The following is a 19,263-nucleotide window of genomic DNA, read 5'->3' as shown; positions in this document are numbered from 1 at the left end:
CAAATTTTCGCATCTTATCGACAGAATGGGCGAGATTCAGAAAATCACGCTGCTTATTTATACATTTAAAAACATATAGTTGAGTGAAAAACCAACGCCAGAAAGGTCAAGCTGTAAAGATTTACACTTAATAATTTAATCAAAATTAGTCATGATAATTTTGTCGCCAAACGCGACACCATGACCCTTTCTGTAGTCATTTGGCAAACTGGCTGAAAAGTCAGGACGCAAAACTTCCGGTCTAAAGACGTTCGTCCAGGATAGCGGGGTTGCCACACCCAGGTGTGCCCGGGGATTCCCCTGCCAACGTGACTGCCCACATCTATCGATCAGAGGAATGTATGGCAGCAACCATCCGATTCAACCACATCGCCGCCGCCCTGACGCTGCTCGCCAGCGGCAGCGTGCTGGCCCACGGCTACATCAGCCAACCGGAATCGCGCAACGCCCTGTGCAAGAGCGGCGGCAACAGCCAGTGCGGCGCCGTGCAGTGGGAACCCCAGAGCCTGGAGGCCTCCTCCGGCTTCCCGGACGGCGGCCCGGCAGATGGGCAGATTGCTGCCGCCGGCCATCCCCAGTTCGGCGAACTCAACGCCCAGACCAGCGATCGCTGGACCCGCCGCGACGTGCAGGCCGGCCCCTTTTCCATCAGCTGGACCTTCACCGCCAATCATGTGACCCGCAACTGGCGTTACTATCTGACCAAACAGGATTGGAACCCGAACCAGCCGCTGACCCGCGACGCCTTCGAGCTCACCCCCTTCTGCGTCATCGACGGCAACATGGTGCAACCGCCCAAGCAGGTCACCCATCAGTGCATCCTGCCGGAGCGCACCGGTTACCAGATCATTCTCGGGGTGTGGGAAGTGGGTGATACCGCCAACAGCTTCTACAACCTGATCGATGCCAACTTCAAGGGCGGTACCCAGCCACCGCTGGCGTGGAACCAGGGCGGCACCATCTACCCCTCCATCGATCTGGCGGCCGGCGACAAGGCCAGAACCCGGGTATTCGATGCCAACGGCGAGCGCACCGATCTGCAGACCGAGCTGACCATCGCCAGCGCGGAGCAAGGCCAGAAGAACAATTGGGCCCACGCCCTGGCCGGCAAGATCAACTCTGAGCAGAGCCTGATCCGTGCCGGCCAGCAGGGGACAGATGGCCAGTTCAACCCCGTCTACGGCCAGAACCCCGTCTACCTCAAGGCGGGCAGCGCTCTGGAGCGGGTCGAGATCCAGCTTGAGCAGTTGCAGCCGCCGGTTGGCAACGACATCAGCGTCAGCGGTCTGGCGAGCGAATACCAGCTCGACAACGGCAAGGCGATCCTCGATTTCACCATCACCGCCCAGGGGGATCTCGCCGTCACCAGCACCCTCTACGACCACGGTGGTGTCGCCAAAGGCCAGTCCAGCGCCGACATCAAAGACAGCAGCCAGGGCTTCACCATGACTCTGGAAGGGCTGAGTGCCGGTCATCACCAGCTGGTGATCAAGGGCACCCCGAAAAATGGCGGTACCCCGCTCCAGCAGACTCTGGACCTGATGTTCAAGGATCCCGCTGCCGGCGGCGCTCATGACTTCACCTTTCCGGAGGGGCTCAAGTCCTACACCGACGGTACCAGGGTGCTGCAACCCAAGAACGGCAAGGTCTACCAGTGCAAACCCTTCCCCTACAGTGGCTGGTGCAGCCAGTGGGCTGCCAACGCGACCCAGTATGAGCCGGGCACCGGCTCCCACTGGCAGGATGCCTGGATTGAGTTGAACTAATCGTTTCACCGCGACATGAAAACGGGGAGCCAGTGGCTCCCCGTTTGGTCTGGTGAGAGGCTCAGATCTGGTAATCGATCTGGGGTTCGCCGCCCATGGCACGGGCCTGGATGTCGGCCAGCACCAGCTCGGGGTTGCAGAGCTGGATGAATTGCCAGGCGAAATTGTGCTGGAACTGCCCCTGCTTGAGGCCAATCCAGGCGGTGTGCGGTGCAAACAGATGGCTGCCGTCGAGTTGCACCAAGGAGTGATCGCGCTGGGCATCGAACGCCATGTCCGCCAATATGCCGACCCCCATCTCCAGCTCGACATAGGTTTTGATGACATCCGAATCCTGGGCGGTCAGCAGGATCTGTGGCGTTATCCCCGCCTCGGCGAACGCTTCGTCCACTCGCACCCGCCCGGTCAGCCCCGCCTGATAGGTGATGATGGGCCAATCGGCCAGCGCCGCCAGGGTCAGTTCGGACTCTTGCGAGAGGGGATGGCGCTCCGGCACCACTATGTTGTGATGCCAGCGGTAGTAGGGAAAGGCCACCACCCCTTCGCTCCTGTCGAGCTGCTCGCTGCTGATGCCGATGTCCACCTCGCCGGTCTGCACCAGCCGCACTATCTCCTCCGGACCGCCCTGGCGCAGCTCCAGCTGCACCAGCGGAAACTGTTCGCGAAACGCCTTAACCACCCGGGGCAGGGCGTAACGGGCCTGGGTATGGGTGGTCGCCACCAGCAGGCGTCCGGAATCGCGATTGGCAAAGGTACTGGCCAGTTTGCGGATGTTCTCGGCATCCCCGAGGATGCGCTCGGCGATCACCAGCAGCTCCTTGCCCGGCTCCGTCATGCCGAGCAGCCGCTTGCCGTAGCGGATAAAGAGTTCCACCCCCAGCTCCTCCTCCAGCTCGCGAATATGGCGGCTGACTCCGGACTGGGAGGTAAACAGGGCGTTGGCCACTTCGGTCAGGTTGTAATCCCGCCGGGCCGCCTCACGGATAATACGTAACTGCTGAAAGTTCACTCATCGCCTCCTGCGTCGAGTCGCGGCGGTGTCCACCGCCATGCGTTGTGGGTAATGCGGGCAGGCCGATGACTCGCACCCTGCCTGGATAGCCCCTCAAATCTGGTAATCGGGGTAGAACTGCGCCTGTCTGGCTACCAGCCGTACCTCCTGGCCCGGCGTGAAATGGCTGGCCGCCTCCTTGCCAAGTTCTACCTCGTAGTGGACGCCCCTCTCGCCACGCAGCTCCACCCGGATGCGCGGCCCCATGGGCAGCAGCCGGGTGATGGTGGCGCTGATACCGCCGCTGGCCTCTACTGGCAGAATCTCCAGCTCGTGGGGACGCACATAGGCGATGGCGGCACTGCCCGGGGCCAGATGGGCGGTCGAGGGGCCGCCGAGCAACTGCTCACCGATGCCGAACCCCTGTTCGGCCACCCGGCCGCGGAACTGGTTCACGCTGCCGAGGAAACTGTGTACGAAGGCGCTGGCGGGATGGTCATAGACCTCGGCCGGGGTGCCGATCTGCTCGACCCGGCCGGCGTTCATCAGCACCACCCGATCCGCCACCTCCAGCGCCTCCTCCTGATCGTGGGTGACGAACAGGCTGGTGACGTGCAACTCGTCGTGCAACTCCCGCAACCAGCGGCGCAGCTCCTTGCGCACCTGGGCATCAAGGGCGCCGAAGGGCTCATCCAGCAACAGCACCCTGGGCTGCACCGCCAGGGCACGGGCCAGGGCGACCCGCTGACGCTGGCCGCCGGAGAGCTGGGTCGGGTAGCGCTCGGCCACGTGACTGAGCTGCACCAGATCCAGCAGCTCCCTGACCCGGGCACGGATGGCCACCTCGCCCGGGCGTTCGTTGCGCGGCCTGACCCGCAGGCCGAATGCCACGTTCTCGAACACCGTCATGTGGCGGAACAGGGCGTAGTGCTGGAACACGAAGCCGACGTTGCGCTCGCGCACGTGCAGCGCCGAGGCATCCTCGCCGCGGATAATGATCCGGCCAGCGTCGGCCTGCTCCAGCCCGGCGATGATCCGCAGCAAGGTGGTTTTGCCGCAGCCGGAGGGGCCCAGCAGGGCCACCAGCTCACCGTCGTGAAAATCGAGGTTGATGTCGGCCAGTGCCGCGTACTGGCTGAAATGCTTGTTGAGTCCTTGCACCTGAATGCTCATGGCTGCCTCCTTGAAACGGTGATCAGTGAGAGTAGGTGAATTGGCCACGCAGCCTGGCCAGCAGAGTTTCCCCCAGCAGGGTGAAGATCCCGAACAGCGCCAGCAGGCTTGCCACCGCGAAGGCGGCGCCGGTCTGGTACTCGTTGTAGAGGATCTCGATATGCAGCGGCAGGGTGTTGGTCTGGCCGCGAATATGACCGGAGACCACGGAGACGGCACCAAACTCCCCCACCGCCCGGGCAGTACAGAGCAGCACACCGTACATCAGGCTCCAGCGAATCCCGGGCAGGGTGACCCGCCAGAACATTTGCAATCCGTTCGCCCCCAGCATGATGGCGGCCTCCTCCTCTTCCGGGCCGCGCGCCTCCATCTGGGGCAGCAGCTCGCGCACCACGAAGGGCACAGTGATGAAGGTGGTGGCCAGAATGATGCCCGGGGTGGCGAAGATGATCTTGATGTCGTGCACACTGAGCCAGTCGCCAAACCAGCCGTGGCTGCCAAACAGCAGCACCAGCATCAGGCCCGCAATCACCGGCGAGACCGAAAACGGCAGATCGATGAGGGTGACGAGCAACTGCCGGCCCGGGAAGCGGAAACGGGCTATGGCCCAGGCGGCCGCGAGGCCGAACAACAGGTTGAGAGGCACGGCGAACAGGGTCACCAGGGCGGTCAGCCCAAGGGCGCTCAGGGCATCCGGCTCGCTAATGGCCTGCCAGAAAAATGCCAGGCCAGGGCTCAGCGCCTGGATAAAAACGGTCACCAGCGGCAGCAGCAACAGGGCGGCAAACCAGCCCAACCCCAGGGTGATGAGCAGCCACTTGACCCACTGCGGCTCGCGGATCACCGGCGGCGCCTTGCGCTGGGTCTCTGTCACCACGGGGACGACATCCATGGCGATGGTCGATGCATTCATATCCGGCTCCCTCCGATACGGGCCCAGCTCCAGGCCTGCAACTTGTTGATAAACAGCAATAAAACAAAAGAGATCAGCAGCATGACCACGGCGATGGCGGAGGCGCCGGCGTAGTCGTACTCTTCCAGGTGGCTCATGATCATCAGGGGCGCGATTTCAGAGACCATGGGCAGGTTGCCGGCGATAAAGATGACGGAGCCGTACTCCCCCACGCCACGGGCAAACGCCAGCGCAAAGCCGGTGAGCAGGGCCGGCACCAGAGTCGGCCACAGCACACGCTGGAAGGTCTGCCAGCGATCGGCCCCCAGGCTGGCGGCCGCCTCCTCCTGTTCGGCTTCGGCCTCCCGCAGCACGGGTTGCAGTGTGCGCACTACGAACGGCAGCCCGATAAAGGTGAGAGCGATGACCACTCCAATCGGGTTGTAGGCAAGCTCGATGCCAAGCGGGGCAACCCACTGACCGATCCAGCCATTGGGAGCGAAGATGGCACACAGGGCGATGCCGGAGACGGCGGTGGGCATGGCGAATGGCAGGTCGATCAGCGCATCCACCAGACGGCGGCCGGGGAAGGTGTAGCGCACCAGCACCCAGGCCAGGATCAGGCCAAACAGGCTGTTGAGCAGCGCCGCGACAAACGCCGCCCCGAAACTCAGGCGAAAGGAGGCCAGCACCCGGGGCGACCCTATCACCTGCCAGAACTCGGCAGCAGTCAGGTTATTCAGCGCAAACAGCACCAGTGCCGAGAGGGGCAGCAGTACCAGCAACCCCAGATAGAGCAGACTGAAGCCGAGGGTCTGGCCAAAGCCAGGCAGAACAGAATAAGAACCAAATCGCATAACAAATCCATGTGTTATAAATTAATTTCGACATAGTGATTCTGCTGGCTCTCATTCCCCGTCACAAACACCAATAACACCTTTGCTAATCACTTTTTTGTCTAACAGCGTGAAAACAGGGCGTTGCGGGCAACCCAGATAAAAAAGGTCTTTCATATCAACAAAAGACCTGAAAAACGGAGCCTTGTACAATTGAGCCAGTGAACAAAATCAGACAGTTATCATCTCAGTCGGCATCCCTCCCCCGTTGTCATCCAACCATCAGCGAAACCCCAGTACCGGGCACCCTTTCCACGCCACCGGAGCTGGTTCGATCACCATCTCGGCCCGACGGTGAAGGTTGCCGAGCAGATGCAGTCCCTGATGCCACTCCCCGTGACCGGACTGAGCGTTGATATGACCCGCCTCACCGGCATCAAACAGCGGCACCTGCCACTGCCGGCTCCAGTGTTCGGCCCGTTCGAAACTCATCCAGGGATCATTGCGGCTGGCCACCATCTGGGCCGACACCAGCAGGGGGCCGGCCAGTCGCTCGTCTGCAATGCCGAAACGGGTCGGATCGGCCGGCGCCACCAGCAGGATGGAGGCGATCTTGTGGGGTTGCAGCCGGGCGGCGGCAATGGCGGTCAGGGCGCCGAAGGAGTGGGCCACCAGGTGCACCCGGCCGCGACGGCTTTTGAGCTTGCTCGCCAGCTTGGCGCTCCAGACCGTCAGGTTCGGCTTGTCCCACGGCAACCCCCTCATGCGCTGCCAGTGGGGAAAGTGCAGGTGCCAGCGGCTCTGCCAGTGATCCGGCCCGCTATCGTGCAAACCGGGAACCAGGAGGATCTTGTCCATCTTGTTACTCCTATCCGTTGGCGCGCTGGCCAGTGAGTGATGGGGGACGCGCAGCTCAGCGGCCCGGCTGGTAGATCTGGTCGAACAGGCCACCCTGGGCGAAGTGCTTCTGCTGGGCCTTGTTCCAATCCCCTTCCAGCTCCTTGACGGTAAACAGGGTCAGTTTCGGGAACTGGGCAGCCGTCTCCTTGAGGATCGCCGGATTGCTGGGGCGATAGTGATACTTGGCGATGATCCGCTGCCCCTCGTCGGAGTAGAGGTACTTCAGGTAGCCCTTGGCCACCGCCTCTGTGCCGTGCTTCTTGGCCACCTTGTCCACCACCGCCACCGGTGGCTCGGCCAGGATGGAGACCGACGGCACCACCAGCTCGAACTTGTCGCGGTTGCCGGCCTGGCCGAGCACCAGCAGGGCTTCGTTCTCCCACGCCAGCAGCACGTCGCCAAGACCCCGTTCGATAAAGCTGGTGGTAGCGCCACGGGCGCCGGAGTCCAGCACTTTCACATTTTTGAAGAGATCGCCGACGAACTGCCTGGCCCCCTCTTCACTGCCGCTCTGCTTCAGGGCATAGCCCCAGGCGGCCAGATAGTTCCAGCGCGCCCCGCCGGAAGTCTTGGGATTGGGGGTGACGATGGCCACATCCTTGCGCACCAGATCCCCCCAATCCTTGATCTGCTTGGGATTGCCCTTGCGCACCAGGAAGACGATGGTGGAGGTGTAGGGGGCGGCGTTGTTGGCCAGGCGGCTCTGCCAGTCGGTGGCGATCAGCCCCGTCTTGGCAATGGCATCGACGTCATAGGCCAGTGCCAGCGAGACGACGTCCGCTTCCAGTCCGTCCACCACGGCGCGGGCCTGCTTGCCGGAACCACCGTGGGACTGACTCACCACCACGTCGTCACCGGTTTTCGCCTTCCACTCTTTGGCGAAGGCGGCGTTGTACTCCTGAAACAGCTCGCGGGTCGGATCGTAGGAAACGTTGAGCAGGCGGATCTCGGCGGCCCCCGCCTGGAAGGCCAGCAGAGAGAAGATTGTCAGGGCGGTCGTTCGCAGTGTCATGGTGATGCTCCTTATCGTTGGGTTAAGGGCAGCATGCCGCGAAGCAGTTATGCCAAGAAGAAAGAAATAACGCTTTGCTTATCTCTTTTACTCATATAAATCCCCCAAAGGGCGTCATTCGTACACTCTGTGAGCCAGACCCCTCTGCCCGTCAGCCGGCTGTGCCATCATGGGAGCAAGGCAGACACAGGGCGAAAAGGAGGTCGTTATGTGGATCAATGCAGAACCGGTCAATGGCGCCCTGGTGTCGCTGGCCATCGGTCTTATCATCGGGCTGGAGCGCGGCTGGCAGGTGCGCCAGCTGGGGGACAACCAGCGCATCGCCGGGATGCGGACCTACGGCCTCATCGGCCTGCTCGGCGGGGTCTGTGCCCTGCTGCTGCCGACCCTTGGCCCCTGGCTGCCGCTGCTTGGCCTGCTGGCGGTGGTGATTGGCTGCGGCCTCTCGGTCTGGCTGGCCCAGCGCTGGCAGGGAGAGTTCGGCCTCACCAGCTCGGCAGCCATGCTGCTCACCTATCTGCTGGGGCTGATGTCGGTGCTGCTGAGCCCGAGCGAGGCGGTGGCCTGCGCCGTACTGGCGGCCCTGCTGATGGGGCTCAAGGGCAAGATCCAGCAGGGCATGCTGTTTTTGAGCGAGACCGAATTTCACGCCACCCTGCGCTTTTTGCTCATCACCCTGGTACTGCTGCCGGTGCTGCCCAACGAGGAGATAGGGCCGCTCGATGCATTCAACCCCTTCAAGATCTGGCTGATGGTGGTGATCATCGCGGGCATCTCGTTTTGCGGCCACTTCGCGGTGCGCCTGCTCGGTACCCGCGCCGGGCTGGTGCTCACCAGCATGCTGGCAGGGCTCGCCTCCTCCACCGCCCTCACCCTGCAGTTTGCCCGCCTCAACAAGGAGCAGGGCGGGCTGGAGCGGCTGCTGGCTACCGGCATTTTGCTGGCGGGGGCCACCATGTGGCTGCGGTTGCTGGTGCTGGTGCTGCTGATCCACAACGAGCTGGCGATGCGCCTCGCCGCCCCCTTGCTGCTGCTGGCGGTCACCGTCTACGGCTTTGCGTTCTGGTTCTGGCGCCAGCGCGAAGAGCTGACCGACGGCCCGGTGCAGCCCCAGACCAGCAACCCGCTGGATCTCGCCACCGCCATCAAGTTCGGCCTGCTGCTGGCGCTCATCGGCTTCATGGCTACTTTCCTGCAGAGCAAGGTGGGCAACTCCGGGGTCTATCTGTTGGCACTGGTCTCGGGGATCACCGACGTGGACGCCATCACCCTCTCCCTCTCCCAGCTCTCCCACAAGGAGCTGGCGCTGGAGGTGGCAGCCCGCGGCATCCTGCTCGCCGGGCTGGTCAACTCGCTGGTAAAGGGGCTGCTGGCACTTGGCATCGGCGGTCGCAGGCTGGGACTGCGGGTGCTGCTCCCCTACTTCATTTCGGCCCTGCTGGTCCTGCCGCTCATCTGGCCCGGCACCTGATCTTGCAGCAAGTGACAGCCTGACGCCCCAGCGCCGGTCACGTATACTGGCCTCTCTTGCATATTGTGGAGGTAAACATGGCAAGCGACTGGGACAAGGTTCTGGCGGGGGGCGCCCTCGACAGCCAGAGCCAGGAGATAGCGAACGACCGGATCCGTGGTCAGGCGCTGCTGGCCGAGCTCAACGCCTCTTCGGCCGGCGACGAGGCCCTGCGACAGCGATTGTGCCGCGAGCTGTTCGGTCACTGCCCCGACTCCTGCTGGATCAGCACTCCCTTCACCTGTGAATTCGGCCGCAATATCCACATCGGCGAAAAGACCTTCTTCAATTTCAACGTCACCATACTCGACGTGGGTGAAGTGCATATCGGCAGCCATGTGCTGCTGGCCCCCAACGTGCAGATCTACACCGCCACCCACACCATGAACTACCTGGAGCGGCGCAACTGGACCGCCTACAACAAGCCGGTACACATTGGCGATGACTGCTGGATCGGTGGCGGTGCCATCATCTGCCCCGGCGTCACCATAGGACCCCGCTCCATCATAGGGGCCGGCGCCGTGGTGACCCGCGACATTCCGGCCGACTCGGTGGCCGTGGGCAACCCGGCCCGGGTGATCCGCTCCCTCGAGCAGGACGAAGATCGCTACCGGGAGCTGACCCAATGATGGCGCTGGCCCTGCTGCCGCTCGGCTCGGCCCTGTGGCTCGGTCTCGACGGCCAACAGTGGTGGCCGCTGGCGGTGCTGCTGGTAATGAGTATGCTGACCGTGGCCGCTTACGCCTGGGACAAGCGCCAGGCGGTGCGCGGCGAGTGGCGCATTCCCGAATCCCGCCTCCATCTGCTGGAGCTGTGCGGTGGCTGGCCCGGTGCCCTGGTGGCCCGCCAGTGGCTGCGTCACAAGACCCAAAAGCGCAGCTACCGGCTGGTGTTCTGGTTTATCGTGCTGCTGCACATCACCCTGTGGGGGCTATGGATCGGCAGGCCACTTTGGCAATAACGCATCTATTGCAACCGCCATCACAAAGGAACTCTGCGCCCCGTTGCGACGGACCGGTGACTGTGAGAAAACGGAGTGATCCCATTCAGTGATCGCCGTTAATGACGACAAGGAGTCGTGACATGACCATGTGGACAGGCATAGTCCTGATCGTGTTTATCAGCGTGCTGTTTGGCTATCTCGGCAAGCGGGCCCGCTACCAGATGGGGGATGCCCGCATCACGGATCGCCTCGGCAAGCAGGATCAGGTCATCAGGGAGCTGCAGGAGCGGGTGGCCAACCTGGAGGCCATCGTCATCGAAGAGGAGAAGCGCCGCCCGTTCAAGGAGCTGTGAAACACTCTCCCCATCCGTCTCCCAAACACAGAGGGCTGCACCATGCAGCCCTCTGTCGTTTTAAGCCAGCGGTTTAGTCCGCTCAGACTGCCAGAGGCAACAGCTCGGCGTAATCCCGGATCGCCGGGAAAGCGGTGATCTGCTGTTCGGGCTGGCGGCTGTCCGGATTCTGGATGGCGAGCTGAAAACCGATACCGTAGTCGGCGGCGGCGCGCAGGATCCGCTCGCTGTCATCGACAAACAGAGTGCGGGCCGGATCGAACGCCAGCCGCTGCGCCAGCGCCTGCCAGCAGTGCTGACTCTCCTTCGACCAGCCCAGCTCATGGGTGCTCACCAGCTGATCCAGATGTTCCCCCAATCCGAGCCGCGCATCCTTGACCGACAGGCTGGCCGGATGGGCGTTGGTAAACAGCACCAGCTTTTTGCCCGCCGCCCGCAGCTCGGCCAGAAAGGGGATGGCGTGGGGCCGCCACTGGATCTTCTCCAGGATCTCCTGCTTGAGGGCGCGAATATCCAGCCCCAGGGTCTGGCTCCAGTAATCGACACAGTACCAATTGAGAGTGCCGTTGACGGCGTGGTAGTGCGCGTCTATCCGCGCCCTGGCCTCGGCCAGCGGCAAGCCGTGCTGCTCGGCGTAGCGCTCGGGGACCAGCTGCTGCCACAGGTGGTTGTCGAAATGCAGATCGATCAGGGTGCCATCCATATCGAGCAGAACGGTATCTATCTGGTGCCAGGGCAGTCGGGTCGGCATGGGGTCTCCTGAAGCAAGCGTCATGAAAAAAACCGGGGGGCAGTATAACGATTTTTCCATCCCCTTTCGCGCCCTTGTCCCGTGGTGTTCGGGGTGGGAGTCGTTTACTCTTGAAGCACGATTTTTTAACGAGCAGCCCGCGGTCGATGAGCAACCACCACAAGAACAAACCCGAACACATCCGTGTCGAGATCCTGGACCACGACAAACCCAAGCCGGAGATCCTCAAGGCCGAGCTGGTGGCCGAGAGTCGCCTGTTCAAGGTGGAGTCCCTGCACCTGAAATTCACCAATGGCGAAGAACGGATCTACGAGCGGATGCGCGGCGGCAACCGGGGTGCCGTCATGGTGGTGCCCTTGTTCGATGCCCACACCCTGCTGCTGGTGCGCGAATACGCGGCGGGCACTCACTCTTACGAGCTCGGCTTTCCCAAGGGGTTGATCGACCCCGGCGAAGACGCCCTGGAGGCGGGCAACCGCGAATTGATGGAGGAGGCTGGCTTTGGTGCCCGCACCCTGATCCCCCTCAAACAGGTGTCGCTGGCACCGGGCTACTTCTCCAGCCGGATGGAGATACTGCTGGCCCGGGATCTCTTCCCCGAGCAGAGGATCGGCGATGAGCCCGAGCCTCTCGAGGTGATCCCCTGGCCGCTGAACCGGATCGACGATTTGCTGGCGCGCCCCGACTTTACCGAGTCGCGCAGCATCTGCGCCCTGCTGCTGGCCCGCAAGTGGCTGGCGGAGCAGGAAAACTAGCCCGCTCGCGGGCATCGGCAATAAAGACAGAGGATAACGAAATGCAGGAGTTGTTGGCCTGGGTGCCAGGGGTCAAGGAGATCGCCCGCGAAGCGGGGCGGATCCTTCACGAAATCTATCACGGCGGTCAGTTCGAGCGTCAGCTGAAGGAGGATGCGACCCCGGTCACCAGTGCCGACCTTGCTGCCGATGCCTACCTCAAACAGGCGCTGTCGGCGCTCACTCCCCATGTGCCTGTGCTGACCGAGGAGGCCGCCGACATCCCCTTCAGCCTGAGATCCAACTGGCGGCAATACTGGCTGGTGGATCCCCTCGACGGCACCGGCGAGTTCATCGCCGGTAGCGGCGACTTCGCCACCTTGATCGCCCTGGTACGGGATAATGTGCCCGTGCTCGGCGTCATCTATGCCCCCGAGTCCGACGTGCTCTACTGGGCGATACGCGGCCATGGCGCCTTCAAGGAGGTTAATGGCGAAGTACATCCCATCAGCGCCATGCACCACGAGCACAATCAGCCCGACTCGCTGGTGGTGGCCATCAGCCGTCGCCAGAGACTGGAAAACCTGACCCGTCGCCTCAACCCGGCCATCAACTACGAGTTGATCCCGCTCGGCTCCAGCTCCCTCAAATCCTGCCTGGTGGCGGAGGGGGCGGCCGATTGCTACGTGCGGCTCGGTCCCACCGGCGAGTGGGATACTGCTGCTGCCCAGTGCATCGTCGAGGCGGCCGGTGGCCGCATCCTCAGCCTGACGCTGCAACCGCTCAGTTACAACGAGACGGAGTCGCTGGAGAACCCTGACTTCATCGTGATGGGGGATCCGGATCTCGCCTGGAACAAGATCCTGGTTCAGCAGCCTGGTTGATATGTCATCGGACAGCGCAAAAAGGCGGCTACCAGGCCGCCTCTTTGCTTGGTGTGATCCGCTGACTATATCGACAATGGGTAGGGATATCCTCTGGTAAATGGTGAGAATGATAGTGAATCATCACAACCGAATCCGGAGTATCGGCATGATTTTCATGTAATTCTGAAAACACTCAGTTAGCCGAGACAAAAAATTAATTATGAATGAAAAATCGGGTTTATATACCGATATTTTTTACATTTCCAGTTTTACTCAATTTCGCGAACCCGATTCTATTCCCAATTTCACTGGCTTTCGCCCATTATGGTAGTGATATGTTTCACCCCTGCTCTTTGAGAATTAAATCCCGATAAACCACAATAAGCTCAGATTAAAACACTAACAAAAAGTGAATTATCAATGAGTTTATCTGCAGAGGTATCCCGGGAGCTCTCCGGTTCCCACTCAACTCCTGTCACCGTCGGCAGCTGGCGCCGCCACGACACCCACTGGGTCATCAGCCTGTTTGGTACCGCCGTCGGTGCCGGCATCCTGTTCCTGCCCATCAACCTGGGTCTGGGCGGTATCTGGCCCCTGATCATAGTCGCCGTGCTGGCCGGCCCCATGACCTTCCTGGCCCACCGCGGGCTGGCGCGCTTCGTGCTGTCCTCTTCCCGCCCCCACGCCGATTTCACCGATGTGGCCGAGGAGCACTTCGGCAAGATGGCCGGCCGCCTCATCTCGACGCTCTACTTCCTCTCCATCTTCCCGATCCTGCTCATTTACGGCGTGGGACTGACCAACACGGTGGAGAGCTTTATGGTCAACCAGCTCGGCATGGCCTCCCCGGATCGGGTGATGCTCTCCGGCATGCTGGTGTTTGCCATGATCGCCGTGATGCTGGCGGGGGAGAAGGCAATGCTGCGAGCCTTCGCCTTCATGGTCTACCCGCTGGCAGCCATACTGGCAGCCCTCTCCTGCTACCTGATCCCCCAGTGGCAGTGGCCACAGATGAGTGCGTTTGAGGGCGGCAGCTTCCTCAACACCGTCTGGCTGGCGCTGCCAGTGACCGTATTCGCCTTCAGTCATGCCGCCGCCATCTCGGGCTTTGCCAACGTGCAGCGCCGGGAATATGGCGAGCAGGCCGAGGCCAAGAGCGGCCAGATCCTGCGCAACACCACCGTCATGCTGGTGAGCTTCGTACTCTTCTTCGTCTTCTCCTGCGTGCTGAGCCTCACCCCGGCCCAGCTGGCGCAGGCCAAGGCCCAGAATGTCTCCGTGCTCTCCTATCTCGCCAACATCACCGACAACCCGGTGATCGTGACCCTGGGGCCGCTCATCGCCTTCATCGCCATCAGCTCCTCCTTCCTCGGCCACTTCCTGGGAGCGCGAGAGAGCCTCAAGACCCTGATCGCCAAGCCCACCGGCCTGTCGCTGGCCAAGGCCGACAAGCTGGGCATCGCCCTGATGTTCTTCTCCATCTGGGGTGCGGCCGTGGTCAACCCGGGTATCCTCGGCCTGATGGAGACCCTCTCCGGCCCCGTCATCGCCATGATCCTGTTCATCATGCCGGTAGTGGCCATCTACAAGGTGAAGTCGCTGGCACGCTTCCGTCACCCTTGGACCAACGGCTTCATCCTGCTGACCGGCTCCCTGGCGGTTTCTGCACTGCTCTTCAGCCTGCTGAAGTAACAGGATGCAAAGAGAAAGAGGCGACCCCGGGGTCGCCTCTTTTGTCTCTGTGTCGCACCGGTTTACCCCAGCCTGGCATCGTTCTCCACCGCCTGCTCCGGGATGGCCATCACCACGGCGCCATCCGCCCGGTAGAAACCGGTCAGCAGAAATTCGGACTGGAAGGGGCCAATCTGTTTGGTCGGGAAGTTCACCACGGCGATGATCTGACGGCCAACCAGTTCCTTTGGCTGGTAGAGATCCGTTATCTGGGCACTGCTCTTGCGCACGCCGAGCTCGGGACCAAAATCCGCCCACACCTTGTAGGCGGGCTTGCGCGCCTCGGGAAAGGGTTCGACCCGCACCAGGGTGCCCACCCGCAACTCCACTATCTCGAAATCCTGCCAGCTTATGGTCTGCATTCCGGCTCCTCGTCCCGCCAATGTCTCATGAGACTCAGCATGCCCCGAAACACCAGCCCTTGTCTTCGGCGAACGGCCGCTTCGTGACGGCTGTCGGTCACCGGGCAACACAAGAGAGGAGAGCGCCGGTCAGGCGACAACAAGAGTGGCGGCGAGAGCCAATGTGCGCGGGTAACGGCGAAGGCGGCAATGGGGGATGGCAGATAGCAATGACGCGGCCATCAGCCGCGTCATTGAAAGGAGTTATTCCTTGTCGAAATCTTCGATTTCCTTGCCCAGCGCCTCCATGATGGCACGCGCTTCGGCAGGCACGCTGTCCGGATGATCCTTGCGAAGATCGTCGTCGCAGGGCAGCGGCTGACCGGTGAAGGCATGCAGGAAAGCTTCACAGAGCAGCTCGCTGTTGGTCGCATGACGCAGGTTGTTCACCTGACGGCGGGTGCGCTCATCGGTCAGTACTTTCAGCACCTTGAGCGGGATCGAGACGGTAATCTTCTTGACCTGTTCGCTCTTCTTACCGTGTTCCGCGTAGGGGCTGACGTAGTCGCCGTTCCACTCTGTTCCCATGACTCACCTGTTCTCATTTGGCCGTGAGGGCGGATTTTAACCCTTAAGGAAATCAATGGCAATCCAACAGCAAAGCCATTTAGACGTCTAGAGCTATTGACGGCTTTTTCTTGCTCGCGTAGTGTGAATCACCATAGGCCAGCAATGGCGGGATAACGCGTAACAGCAAGATGCCTGCGTTCGAAGAGACATCAAGGAGAGTGATATGACCCACAAGGCCACCCTGGCGGTACGCACCGGGATTGAGACAGACCAGCAGCACGGTGCCGTGGTGCCACCCATCTACCTCTCCAGCAACTACACCTTTGCCGACTTCGGCGAGCCTCGTCAATACGATTATGCCCGCTCCGGCAACCCGACCCGCACCAATCTGGCGGATGCGCTGGCGGCGCTGGAAGGGGGCGCCGGCGCCGTGGTCACCGGCACCGGCATGGGTGCCGTCCACCTGGTCACCACAGCCCTGCTCAAGGCAGGAGATCTGCTGATCGCCCCCCACGACTGTTACGGCGGTACCTGGCGCCTGTTCGAGTACCTGGCGGCCAAGGGTCACTACAAGGTGCTGTTCGTCGACCAGGGGGACGAGACGGCGCTGACCGAGGCGCTCTCGCAAAAACCTGCGCTGGTATGGGTGGAGACTCCCTCCAACCCGCTGCTGCGGGTGGTGGACATCGCCGCCATCGCCGAGGCGTCCCACGCGGCGGGCGCCAAGGTGGCGGTGGACAACACCTTCCTCTCGCCGCTGCTGCAACAGCCGCTGGCGCTGGGGGCCGATCTGGTGGTGCACTCCACCACCAAGTACATCAACGGCCACTCCGACGTGGTGGGCGGGGTGGCGATCGCCAAGGAGCCCGAGCTGGCCGAGTCGCTGGTGTGGTGGGCCAACTGTCTGGGGCTCACCTCCGGGGCGTTCGACTCCTACCTCACCCTGCGCGGCCTGCGCACCCTGGCCCCCAGGTTGCGCGCCCATCAGGAGAACACCGACCGCATCCTCGCCTTTCTGCAGCAGCAACCGCTGGTCAAACGCATCTATCACCCCAGCCTGCCGAGCCATCCGGGCCACGATATTGCGCGCCGTCAACAGTCCGGTTTCGGCGCCATGCTAAGTTTTGAGCTCGATTGCGGCGAGGCGGGCATTCGCGCCTTTCTGGCGGCCCTCACCCTCTTCTCGGTGGCCGAATCCCTCGGCGGGGTGGAGAGTCTGGTGGCCCATCCGGCCAGCATGACCCACAGGGCCATGACCCCGGCCGCCCAGCAGGCGGCAGGCATCAGCAGCCAGCTGCTGCGCCTGTCGGTCGGTATCGAACACGGTGAGGATCTGGTGGCCGATCTGGCCCAGGCGTTTGCACAAGCACAGCAGGTGGCGAAGTAATGGAACAGCAGCAACAAGGAGAGATCGCGGTGGCAACAGAAGCAGGCTTGAAGCGACGTCACGTCCACAAATTCGGTGGCAGCAGCCTGGCGGATCCGGTCTGTTACCGCCGGGTCGCCAGCATTCTCGAACAACAAGCCGAGCAGCAGGGGGGCGGGCGAGAGCTGGTGGTGGTCTCCGCCGCCGGCAAGACCACCAACCGGCTGATCCAGCTGGTGGAGCTGGCCGAAGCCGGGGATGAAGCGGCCGGCGAGGCCATCTCGGCCCTGCAGGCCTACCAGCAGAGCCTGATCGACGGCCTGCTGGAGGGGGAATTGCACCTCGAGCTGAGCCAGCAGCTGGCCGACGACATGCAGCTCATCGCCAAGACCCTGGAGGGGCAGTTTGACCGCTTCGAGCGCAACGGCCTGCTCGCCTTTGGCGAGGTGTGGTCGGCGCGCCTGCTGGCGGCCCTGCTCACCAGTCGCGGCGACAAGGCCATCTGGCTCGATGCCCGCAGTTTCCTGCGCGCCGAGGATGGTGCCCTGGTCAAGGTGGATACCGCGCTGTCCAGCGAACTGCTCAAGGCGCGGCTGGCGGAACACGCCGGGCGCATCGTGGTGACCGGCTTTATCGCCGCCGACATGGAGGGACGTTCCCTGCTGCTCGGTCGCAACGGCTCCGACTACAGCGCCAGCCTGCTGGCCCTGCTGGCGGACGGCGAATCCACCACCATCTGGAGCGACGTGGCCGGGGTCTACAGCGCCGACCCGCGCCGGGTCAAGGAGGCGCGCCTGCTGGAGCGCCTGAGCCTCGCCGAAGCCAACGAGCTGGCCCGCCTCGGCTCCTCGGTGCTGCATTCGCGCACCCTGCAGCCGGTGGCCGACAGCCGCCAGCGGCTCACTCTGCGCTGCAGCTACAACCCGGACGAGGGCTGCACCCACATCCTGCGCCGGGCGCCGCGCTCCGGCGGCGCCCGCATCGTCTCCTCGGTGGATCAGATCGCTCTCATTGAGCTGAAGGTGCTGCCGCAGACTGATTTTGAGCAGACAGTGGCAACCATCGAGGCTTATCTGGCCCGCCATCGCCTCAACCCGCTCACCCTGCAGCGCCAGCCGGATCGCCGGATCCTGCGCCTCGCCTACACCCTCGAGGTGGCGCAGGGGGCGTTCGAGCTGCTGCGCGACTTCCAGCTGCAGGGCAGCTTCACCGGTCTCATCCAGCGCGAAGGCTACAGCCTGGTGGCGCTGGTGGGGGCTGGCGTCACCGATAACGCCGAACAGTGCCACCGCTTCTACCAGCTGCTGGCGGATCAGCCGCTGGAGTTCGTGCAGGTGGCCAAAGATGGCCTGAGCCTGGTGGCCGTGCTGCGCCAGGTGGTGCTGGAGCCACTGCTGATCGCCCTGCACAGCGCCCTGTTCAGCCGCCCGAACCGGGTCGGCCTGGTGGTGTTCGGCAAGGGCAACATCGGCGGTCACTGGCTCAACCTCTATGCCCGCGAGAAGGCGCGGCTCGAGCATGAACTGAACCTGGCGCTCACCCTCTACGGGGTGTTCAGCTCGGAAGGGGGCCTGCTGGATGAAGAGGGGCTGGATCCCCTCAAGGTGCAGGACAACTTCAATCCCAAGCCGCTGATCTGGCCCGAGCTGCTGGCCCAGCTGGAGCAGCACGGCTTCGATACCCTGATCGCGCTGGACATGACCGCCAGCGAGACGGTGAGCCGCTACTACCCGGACTTTGCCCAGCTCGGCATTCACATCATCGCCGCCAACAAGTTTGCCGGCGCCGCCGACAGCGAGTTCTACCAGCGCATCAAGCAGACCTGCCGCGATCATCAGGTGCAGTGGCGCTACAACGCCACCGTCGGCGCCGGGCTGCCGATCCAGTCCAGCATCCAGATGCTGCGCCAGAGCGGCGACCGCATCCAGGGGGTCTCCGGCATCTTCTCCGGCACCCTCTCCTGGCTGTTCCAGCAGTATGACGGCAGTCGCCCCTTCTCCGAGCTGGTGGACGAGGCATGGCAGCACGGCCTGACCGAGCCGGATCCCCGCGAGGATCTCTCCGGCCAGGATGTGCGCCGCAAGTTGCTTATTCTGGCGCGGGAGGCGGGTTTCGAGCTCGACTCCGCCGACATCGAGCTGGAGAACCTGGTGCCCGTCTCCCTGCGCAAGGTGAGCACGGATCAGTTCATGGACAGGCTGAAAGAGCTGGACAGCCCGATCCAGAGCGCCTTCGAGGGTGCCAGGCGCCTTGGCAAGGTGCTGCGTTACGTGGCCCGCTTCGAGCATGACGGCAAGGCACGAGTTGGCCTCGAGAGCCTCGAACCCCATCATCCGTTCGCCAACCTGTTGCCCTGCGACAACGTGTTCGCCATCGAGAGCGACAGTTACCGCACCAACCCGCTGGTGATCCAGGGGCCGGGGGCGGGGCGCGAGGTGACGGCCGCCGCCATCCAGTACGATCTGTGGCAGATCTGCGCGGCGCTCTGAACCGCTAGATGCAAGCCAGCCATGGCGCAATAAAAAAGC

Annotated in this window: 19 protein-coding genes and 1 riboswitch; of the genes, 10 read left to right on the top strand and 9 right to left on the bottom strand. The window is 62.8% G+C overall.

Annotated elements, in window-relative coordinates; translation table 11 throughout:
* The first annotated feature begins 192 nt into the window (after positions 1–192).
* A riboswitch (cyclic di-GMP riboswitch) is annotated at positions 193–277 on the top strand.
* 64 nt (positions 278–341) lie between these two features.
* Positions 342–1,766 (top strand): N-acetylglucosamine-binding protein GbpA, encoded by a 1,425-nt coding sequence (gbpA, locus tag LA321_RS08855; protein ID WP_042070502.1) that lies wholly within the window; start codon positions 342–344, stop codon positions 1,764–1,766.
* A 61-nt stretch (positions 1,767–1,827) separates the two neighbouring features.
* Here gbpA and cbl read toward each other — a convergent pair whose 3' ends face one another.
* The 6 genes from cbl to LA321_RS08825 all read right to left on the bottom strand — a co-directional run bounded on the left by cbl (position 1,828) and on the right by LA321_RS08825 (position 7,570).
* Positions 1,828–2,775: an HTH-type transcriptional regulator Cbl gene (gene cbl / locus LA321_RS08850; protein ID WP_042070503.1), complete on the bottom strand. Its 948-nt coding sequence runs from the start codon at positions 2,773–2,775 to the stop codon at positions 1,828–1,830.
* Between the two features lie 96 nt (positions 2,776–2,871).
* A complete protein-coding gene (locus LA321_RS08845; protein WP_042070505.1) occupies positions 2,872–3,930 on the bottom strand; it encodes a sulfate/molybdate ABC transporter ATP-binding protein in 1,059 nt (352 codons plus the stop codon).
* A gap of 22 nt (positions 3,931–3,952) precedes the next feature.
* Positions 3,953–4,843, bottom strand: coding sequence for a sulfate ABC transporter permease subunit CysW (cysW, locus tag LA321_RS08840; protein WP_042070506.1), 891 nt, complete (start codon positions 4,841–4,843; stop codon positions 3,953–3,955).
* Positions 4,840–5,679 carry a sulfate ABC transporter permease subunit CysT gene (gene cysT, locus LA321_RS08835; protein ID WP_042070508.1) on the bottom strand — a complete coding sequence of 280 codons (840 nt, stop codon included), beginning with the start codon at positions 5,677–5,679 and terminating at the stop codon, positions 4,840–4,842. Before cysT ends, cysW begins: the two co-directional genes overlap by 4 nt.
* 261 nt (positions 5,680–5,940) lie before the next feature.
* The gene (locus LA321_RS08830; protein WP_042070509.1) at positions 5,941–6,516 is read right to left on the bottom strand and encodes an RBBP9/YdeN family alpha/beta hydrolase; all 576 of its coding nucleotides are present in this window, start codon (positions 6,514–6,516) and stop codon (positions 5,941–5,943) included.
* A gap of 55 nt (positions 6,517–6,571) precedes the next feature.
* Positions 6,572–7,570: a sulfate ABC transporter substrate-binding protein gene (locus tag LA321_RS08825; protein ID WP_042070510.1), complete on the bottom strand. Its 999-nt coding sequence runs from the start codon at positions 7,568–7,570 to the stop codon at positions 6,572–6,574.
* Between the two features lie 208 nt (positions 7,571–7,778).
* Here LA321_RS08825 and LA321_RS08820 point away from each other — a divergent pair, with 208 nt between their 5' ends.
* From LA321_RS08820 to LA321_RS08805, 4 genes are all read left to right on the top strand, one after another.
* Entirely contained in the window at positions 7,779–9,041 is a 1,263-nt protein-coding gene (locus LA321_RS08820; RefSeq protein WP_042070512.1) for an MgtC/SapB family protein, read from the top strand.
* 77 nt (positions 9,042–9,118) lie between these two features.
* Positions 9,119–9,709 carry a sugar O-acetyltransferase gene (locus tag LA321_RS08815; RefSeq protein ID WP_042070513.1) on the top strand — a complete coding sequence of 197 codons (591 nt, stop codon included), beginning with the start codon at positions 9,119–9,121 and terminating at the stop codon, positions 9,707–9,709.
* Entirely contained in the window at positions 9,706–10,041 is a 336-nt protein-coding gene (locus LA321_RS08810; protein WP_026458094.1) for a DUF1294 domain-containing protein, read from the top strand. Before LA321_RS08815 ends, LA321_RS08810 begins: the two co-directional genes overlap by 4 nt.
* Positions 10,042–10,163: 122 nt before the next feature.
* Entirely contained in the window at positions 10,164–10,376 is a 213-nt protein-coding gene (locus tag LA321_RS08805) for a hypothetical protein (RefSeq protein ID WP_026458093.1), read from the top strand.
* An 82-nt stretch (positions 10,377–10,458) separates the two neighbouring features.
* Here the strand turns inward: LA321_RS08805 and yrfG are convergent, their stop codons facing one another.
* The gene (gene yrfG, locus LA321_RS08800) at positions 10,459–11,127 is read right to left on the bottom strand and encodes a GMP/IMP nucleotidase (RefSeq protein ID WP_042070515.1); all 669 of its coding nucleotides are present in this window, start codon (positions 11,125–11,127) and stop codon (positions 10,459–10,461) included.
* Between the two features lie 146 nt (positions 11,128–11,273).
* On the opposite strand from yrfG, the gene nudE reads away from it, so the two are divergent.
* The 3 genes from nudE to LA321_RS08785 all read left to right on the top strand — a co-directional run bounded on the left by nudE (position 11,274) and on the right by LA321_RS08785 (position 14,419).
* Positions 11,274–11,882: an ADP compounds hydrolase NudE gene (gene nudE, locus LA321_RS08795; protein WP_026457221.1), complete on the top strand. Its 609-nt coding sequence runs from the start codon at positions 11,274–11,276 to the stop codon at positions 11,880–11,882.
* A 41-nt stretch (positions 11,883–11,923) separates the two neighbouring features.
* Entirely contained in the window at positions 11,924–12,745 is an 822-nt protein-coding gene (cysQ, locus tag LA321_RS08790; RefSeq protein ID WP_042070517.1) for a 3'(2'),5'-bisphosphate nucleotidase CysQ, read from the top strand.
* A gap of 402 nt (positions 12,746–13,147) precedes the next feature.
* Positions 13,148–14,419 (top strand): aromatic amino acid transport family protein, encoded by a 1,272-nt coding sequence (locus tag LA321_RS08785; protein ID WP_042070518.1) that lies wholly within the window; start codon positions 13,148–13,150, stop codon positions 14,417–14,419.
* Between the two features lie 62 nt (positions 14,420–14,481).
* Here LA321_RS08785 and LA321_RS08780 read toward each other — a convergent pair whose 3' ends face one another.
* Both LA321_RS08780 and metJ read right to left on the bottom strand, forming a co-directional pair.
* The gene (locus tag LA321_RS08780; RefSeq protein ID WP_042070520.1) at positions 14,482–14,820 is read right to left on the bottom strand and encodes a tRNA-binding protein; all 339 of its coding nucleotides are present in this window, start codon (positions 14,818–14,820) and stop codon (positions 14,482–14,484) included.
* A gap of 243 nt (positions 14,821–15,063) precedes the next feature.
* On the bottom strand, positions 15,064–15,387 hold the full coding sequence (metJ, locus tag LA321_RS08775) for a met regulon transcriptional regulator MetJ (protein ID WP_026457225.1): 324 nt from the start codon (positions 15,385–15,387) through the stop codon (positions 15,064–15,066).
* 205 nt (positions 15,388–15,592) lie between these two features.
* Between metJ and metB the strand changes: the two genes are divergently transcribed.
* The gene (metB, locus tag LA321_RS08770) at positions 15,593–16,756 is read left to right on the top strand and encodes a cystathionine gamma-synthase (RefSeq protein ID WP_042070521.1); all 1,164 of its coding nucleotides are present in this window, start codon (positions 15,593–15,595) and stop codon (positions 16,754–16,756) included.
* On the top strand, positions 16,756–19,224 hold the full coding sequence (locus tag LA321_RS08765) for a bifunctional aspartate kinase/homoserine dehydrogenase II (protein WP_042070522.1): 2,469 nt from the start codon (positions 16,756–16,758) through the stop codon (positions 19,222–19,224). Before metB ends, LA321_RS08765 begins: the two co-directional genes overlap by 1 nt.
* Positions 19,225–19,263: the final 39 nt, after the last annotated feature.

Origin of the sequence: Aeromonas enteropelogenes (assembly GCF_020097295.1) — a bacterium.
GTDB classification, from domain to species: Bacteria; Pseudomonadota; Gammaproteobacteria; order Enterobacterales; family Aeromonadaceae; genus Aeromonas; species Aeromonas enteropelogenes.
This window is presented reverse-complemented; position numbering and strand designations above follow the sequence as displayed.

Coding starts and splice junctions, on each gene's coding strand:
- gbpA (WP_042070502.1), top strand. CDS start 342: ATGGCAGCAACCATCCGATTCAACCACATCGCCGCCGCCCTGACGCTG.
- LA321_RS08845 (WP_042070505.1), bottom strand. CDS start 3,930: ATGAGCATTCAGGTGCAAGGACTCAACAAGCATTTCAGCCAGTACGCG.
- cysW (WP_042070506.1), bottom strand. CDS start 4,843: ATGAATGCATCGACCATCGCCATGGATGTCGTCCCCGTGGTGACAGAG.
- cysT (WP_042070508.1), bottom strand. CDS start 5,679: ATGCGATTTGGTTCTTATTCTGTTCTGCCTGGCTTTGGCCAGACCCTC.
- LA321_RS08830 (WP_042070509.1), bottom strand. CDS start 6,516: ATGGACAAGATCCTCCTGGTTCCCGGTTTGCACGATAGCGGGCCGGAT.
- LA321_RS08825 (WP_042070510.1), bottom strand. CDS start 7,570: ATGACACTGCGAACGACCGCCCTGACAATCTTCTCTCTGCTGGCCTTC.
- LA321_RS08820 (WP_042070512.1), top strand. CDS start 7,779: ATGTGGATCAATGCAGAACCGGTCAATGGCGCCCTGGTGTCGCTGGCC.
- LA321_RS08815 (WP_042070513.1), top strand. CDS start 9,119: ATGGCAAGCGACTGGGACAAGGTTCTGGCGGGGGGCGCCCTCGACAGC.
- LA321_RS08810 (WP_026458094.1), top strand. CDS start 9,706: ATGATGGCGCTGGCCCTGCTGCCGCTCGGCTCGGCCCTGTGGCTCGGT.
- LA321_RS08805 (WP_026458093.1), top strand. CDS start 10,164: ATGACCATGTGGACAGGCATAGTCCTGATCGTGTTTATCAGCGTGCTG.
- yrfG (WP_042070515.1), bottom strand. CDS start 11,127: ATGCCGACCCGACTGCCCTGGCACCAGATAGATACCGTTCTGCTCGAT.
- nudE (WP_026457221.1), top strand. CDS start 11,274: ATGAGCAACCACCACAAGAACAAACCCGAACACATCCGTGTCGAGATC.
- cysQ (WP_042070517.1), top strand. CDS start 11,924: ATGCAGGAGTTGTTGGCCTGGGTGCCAGGGGTCAAGGAGATCGCCCGC.
- LA321_RS08785 (WP_042070518.1), top strand. CDS start 13,148: ATGAGTTTATCTGCAGAGGTATCCCGGGAGCTCTCCGGTTCCCACTCA.
- LA321_RS08780 (WP_042070520.1), bottom strand. CDS start 14,820: ATGCAGACCATAAGCTGGCAGGATTTCGAGATAGTGGAGTTGCGGGTG.
- metJ (WP_026457225.1), bottom strand. CDS start 15,387: ATGGGAACAGAGTGGAACGGCGACTACGTCAGCCCCTACGCGGAACAC.
- metB (WP_042070521.1), top strand. CDS start 15,593: ATGACCCACAAGGCCACCCTGGCGGTACGCACCGGGATTGAGACAGAC.
- LA321_RS08765 (WP_042070522.1), top strand. CDS start 16,756: ATGGAACAGCAGCAACAAGGAGAGATCGCGGTGGCAACAGAAGCAGGC.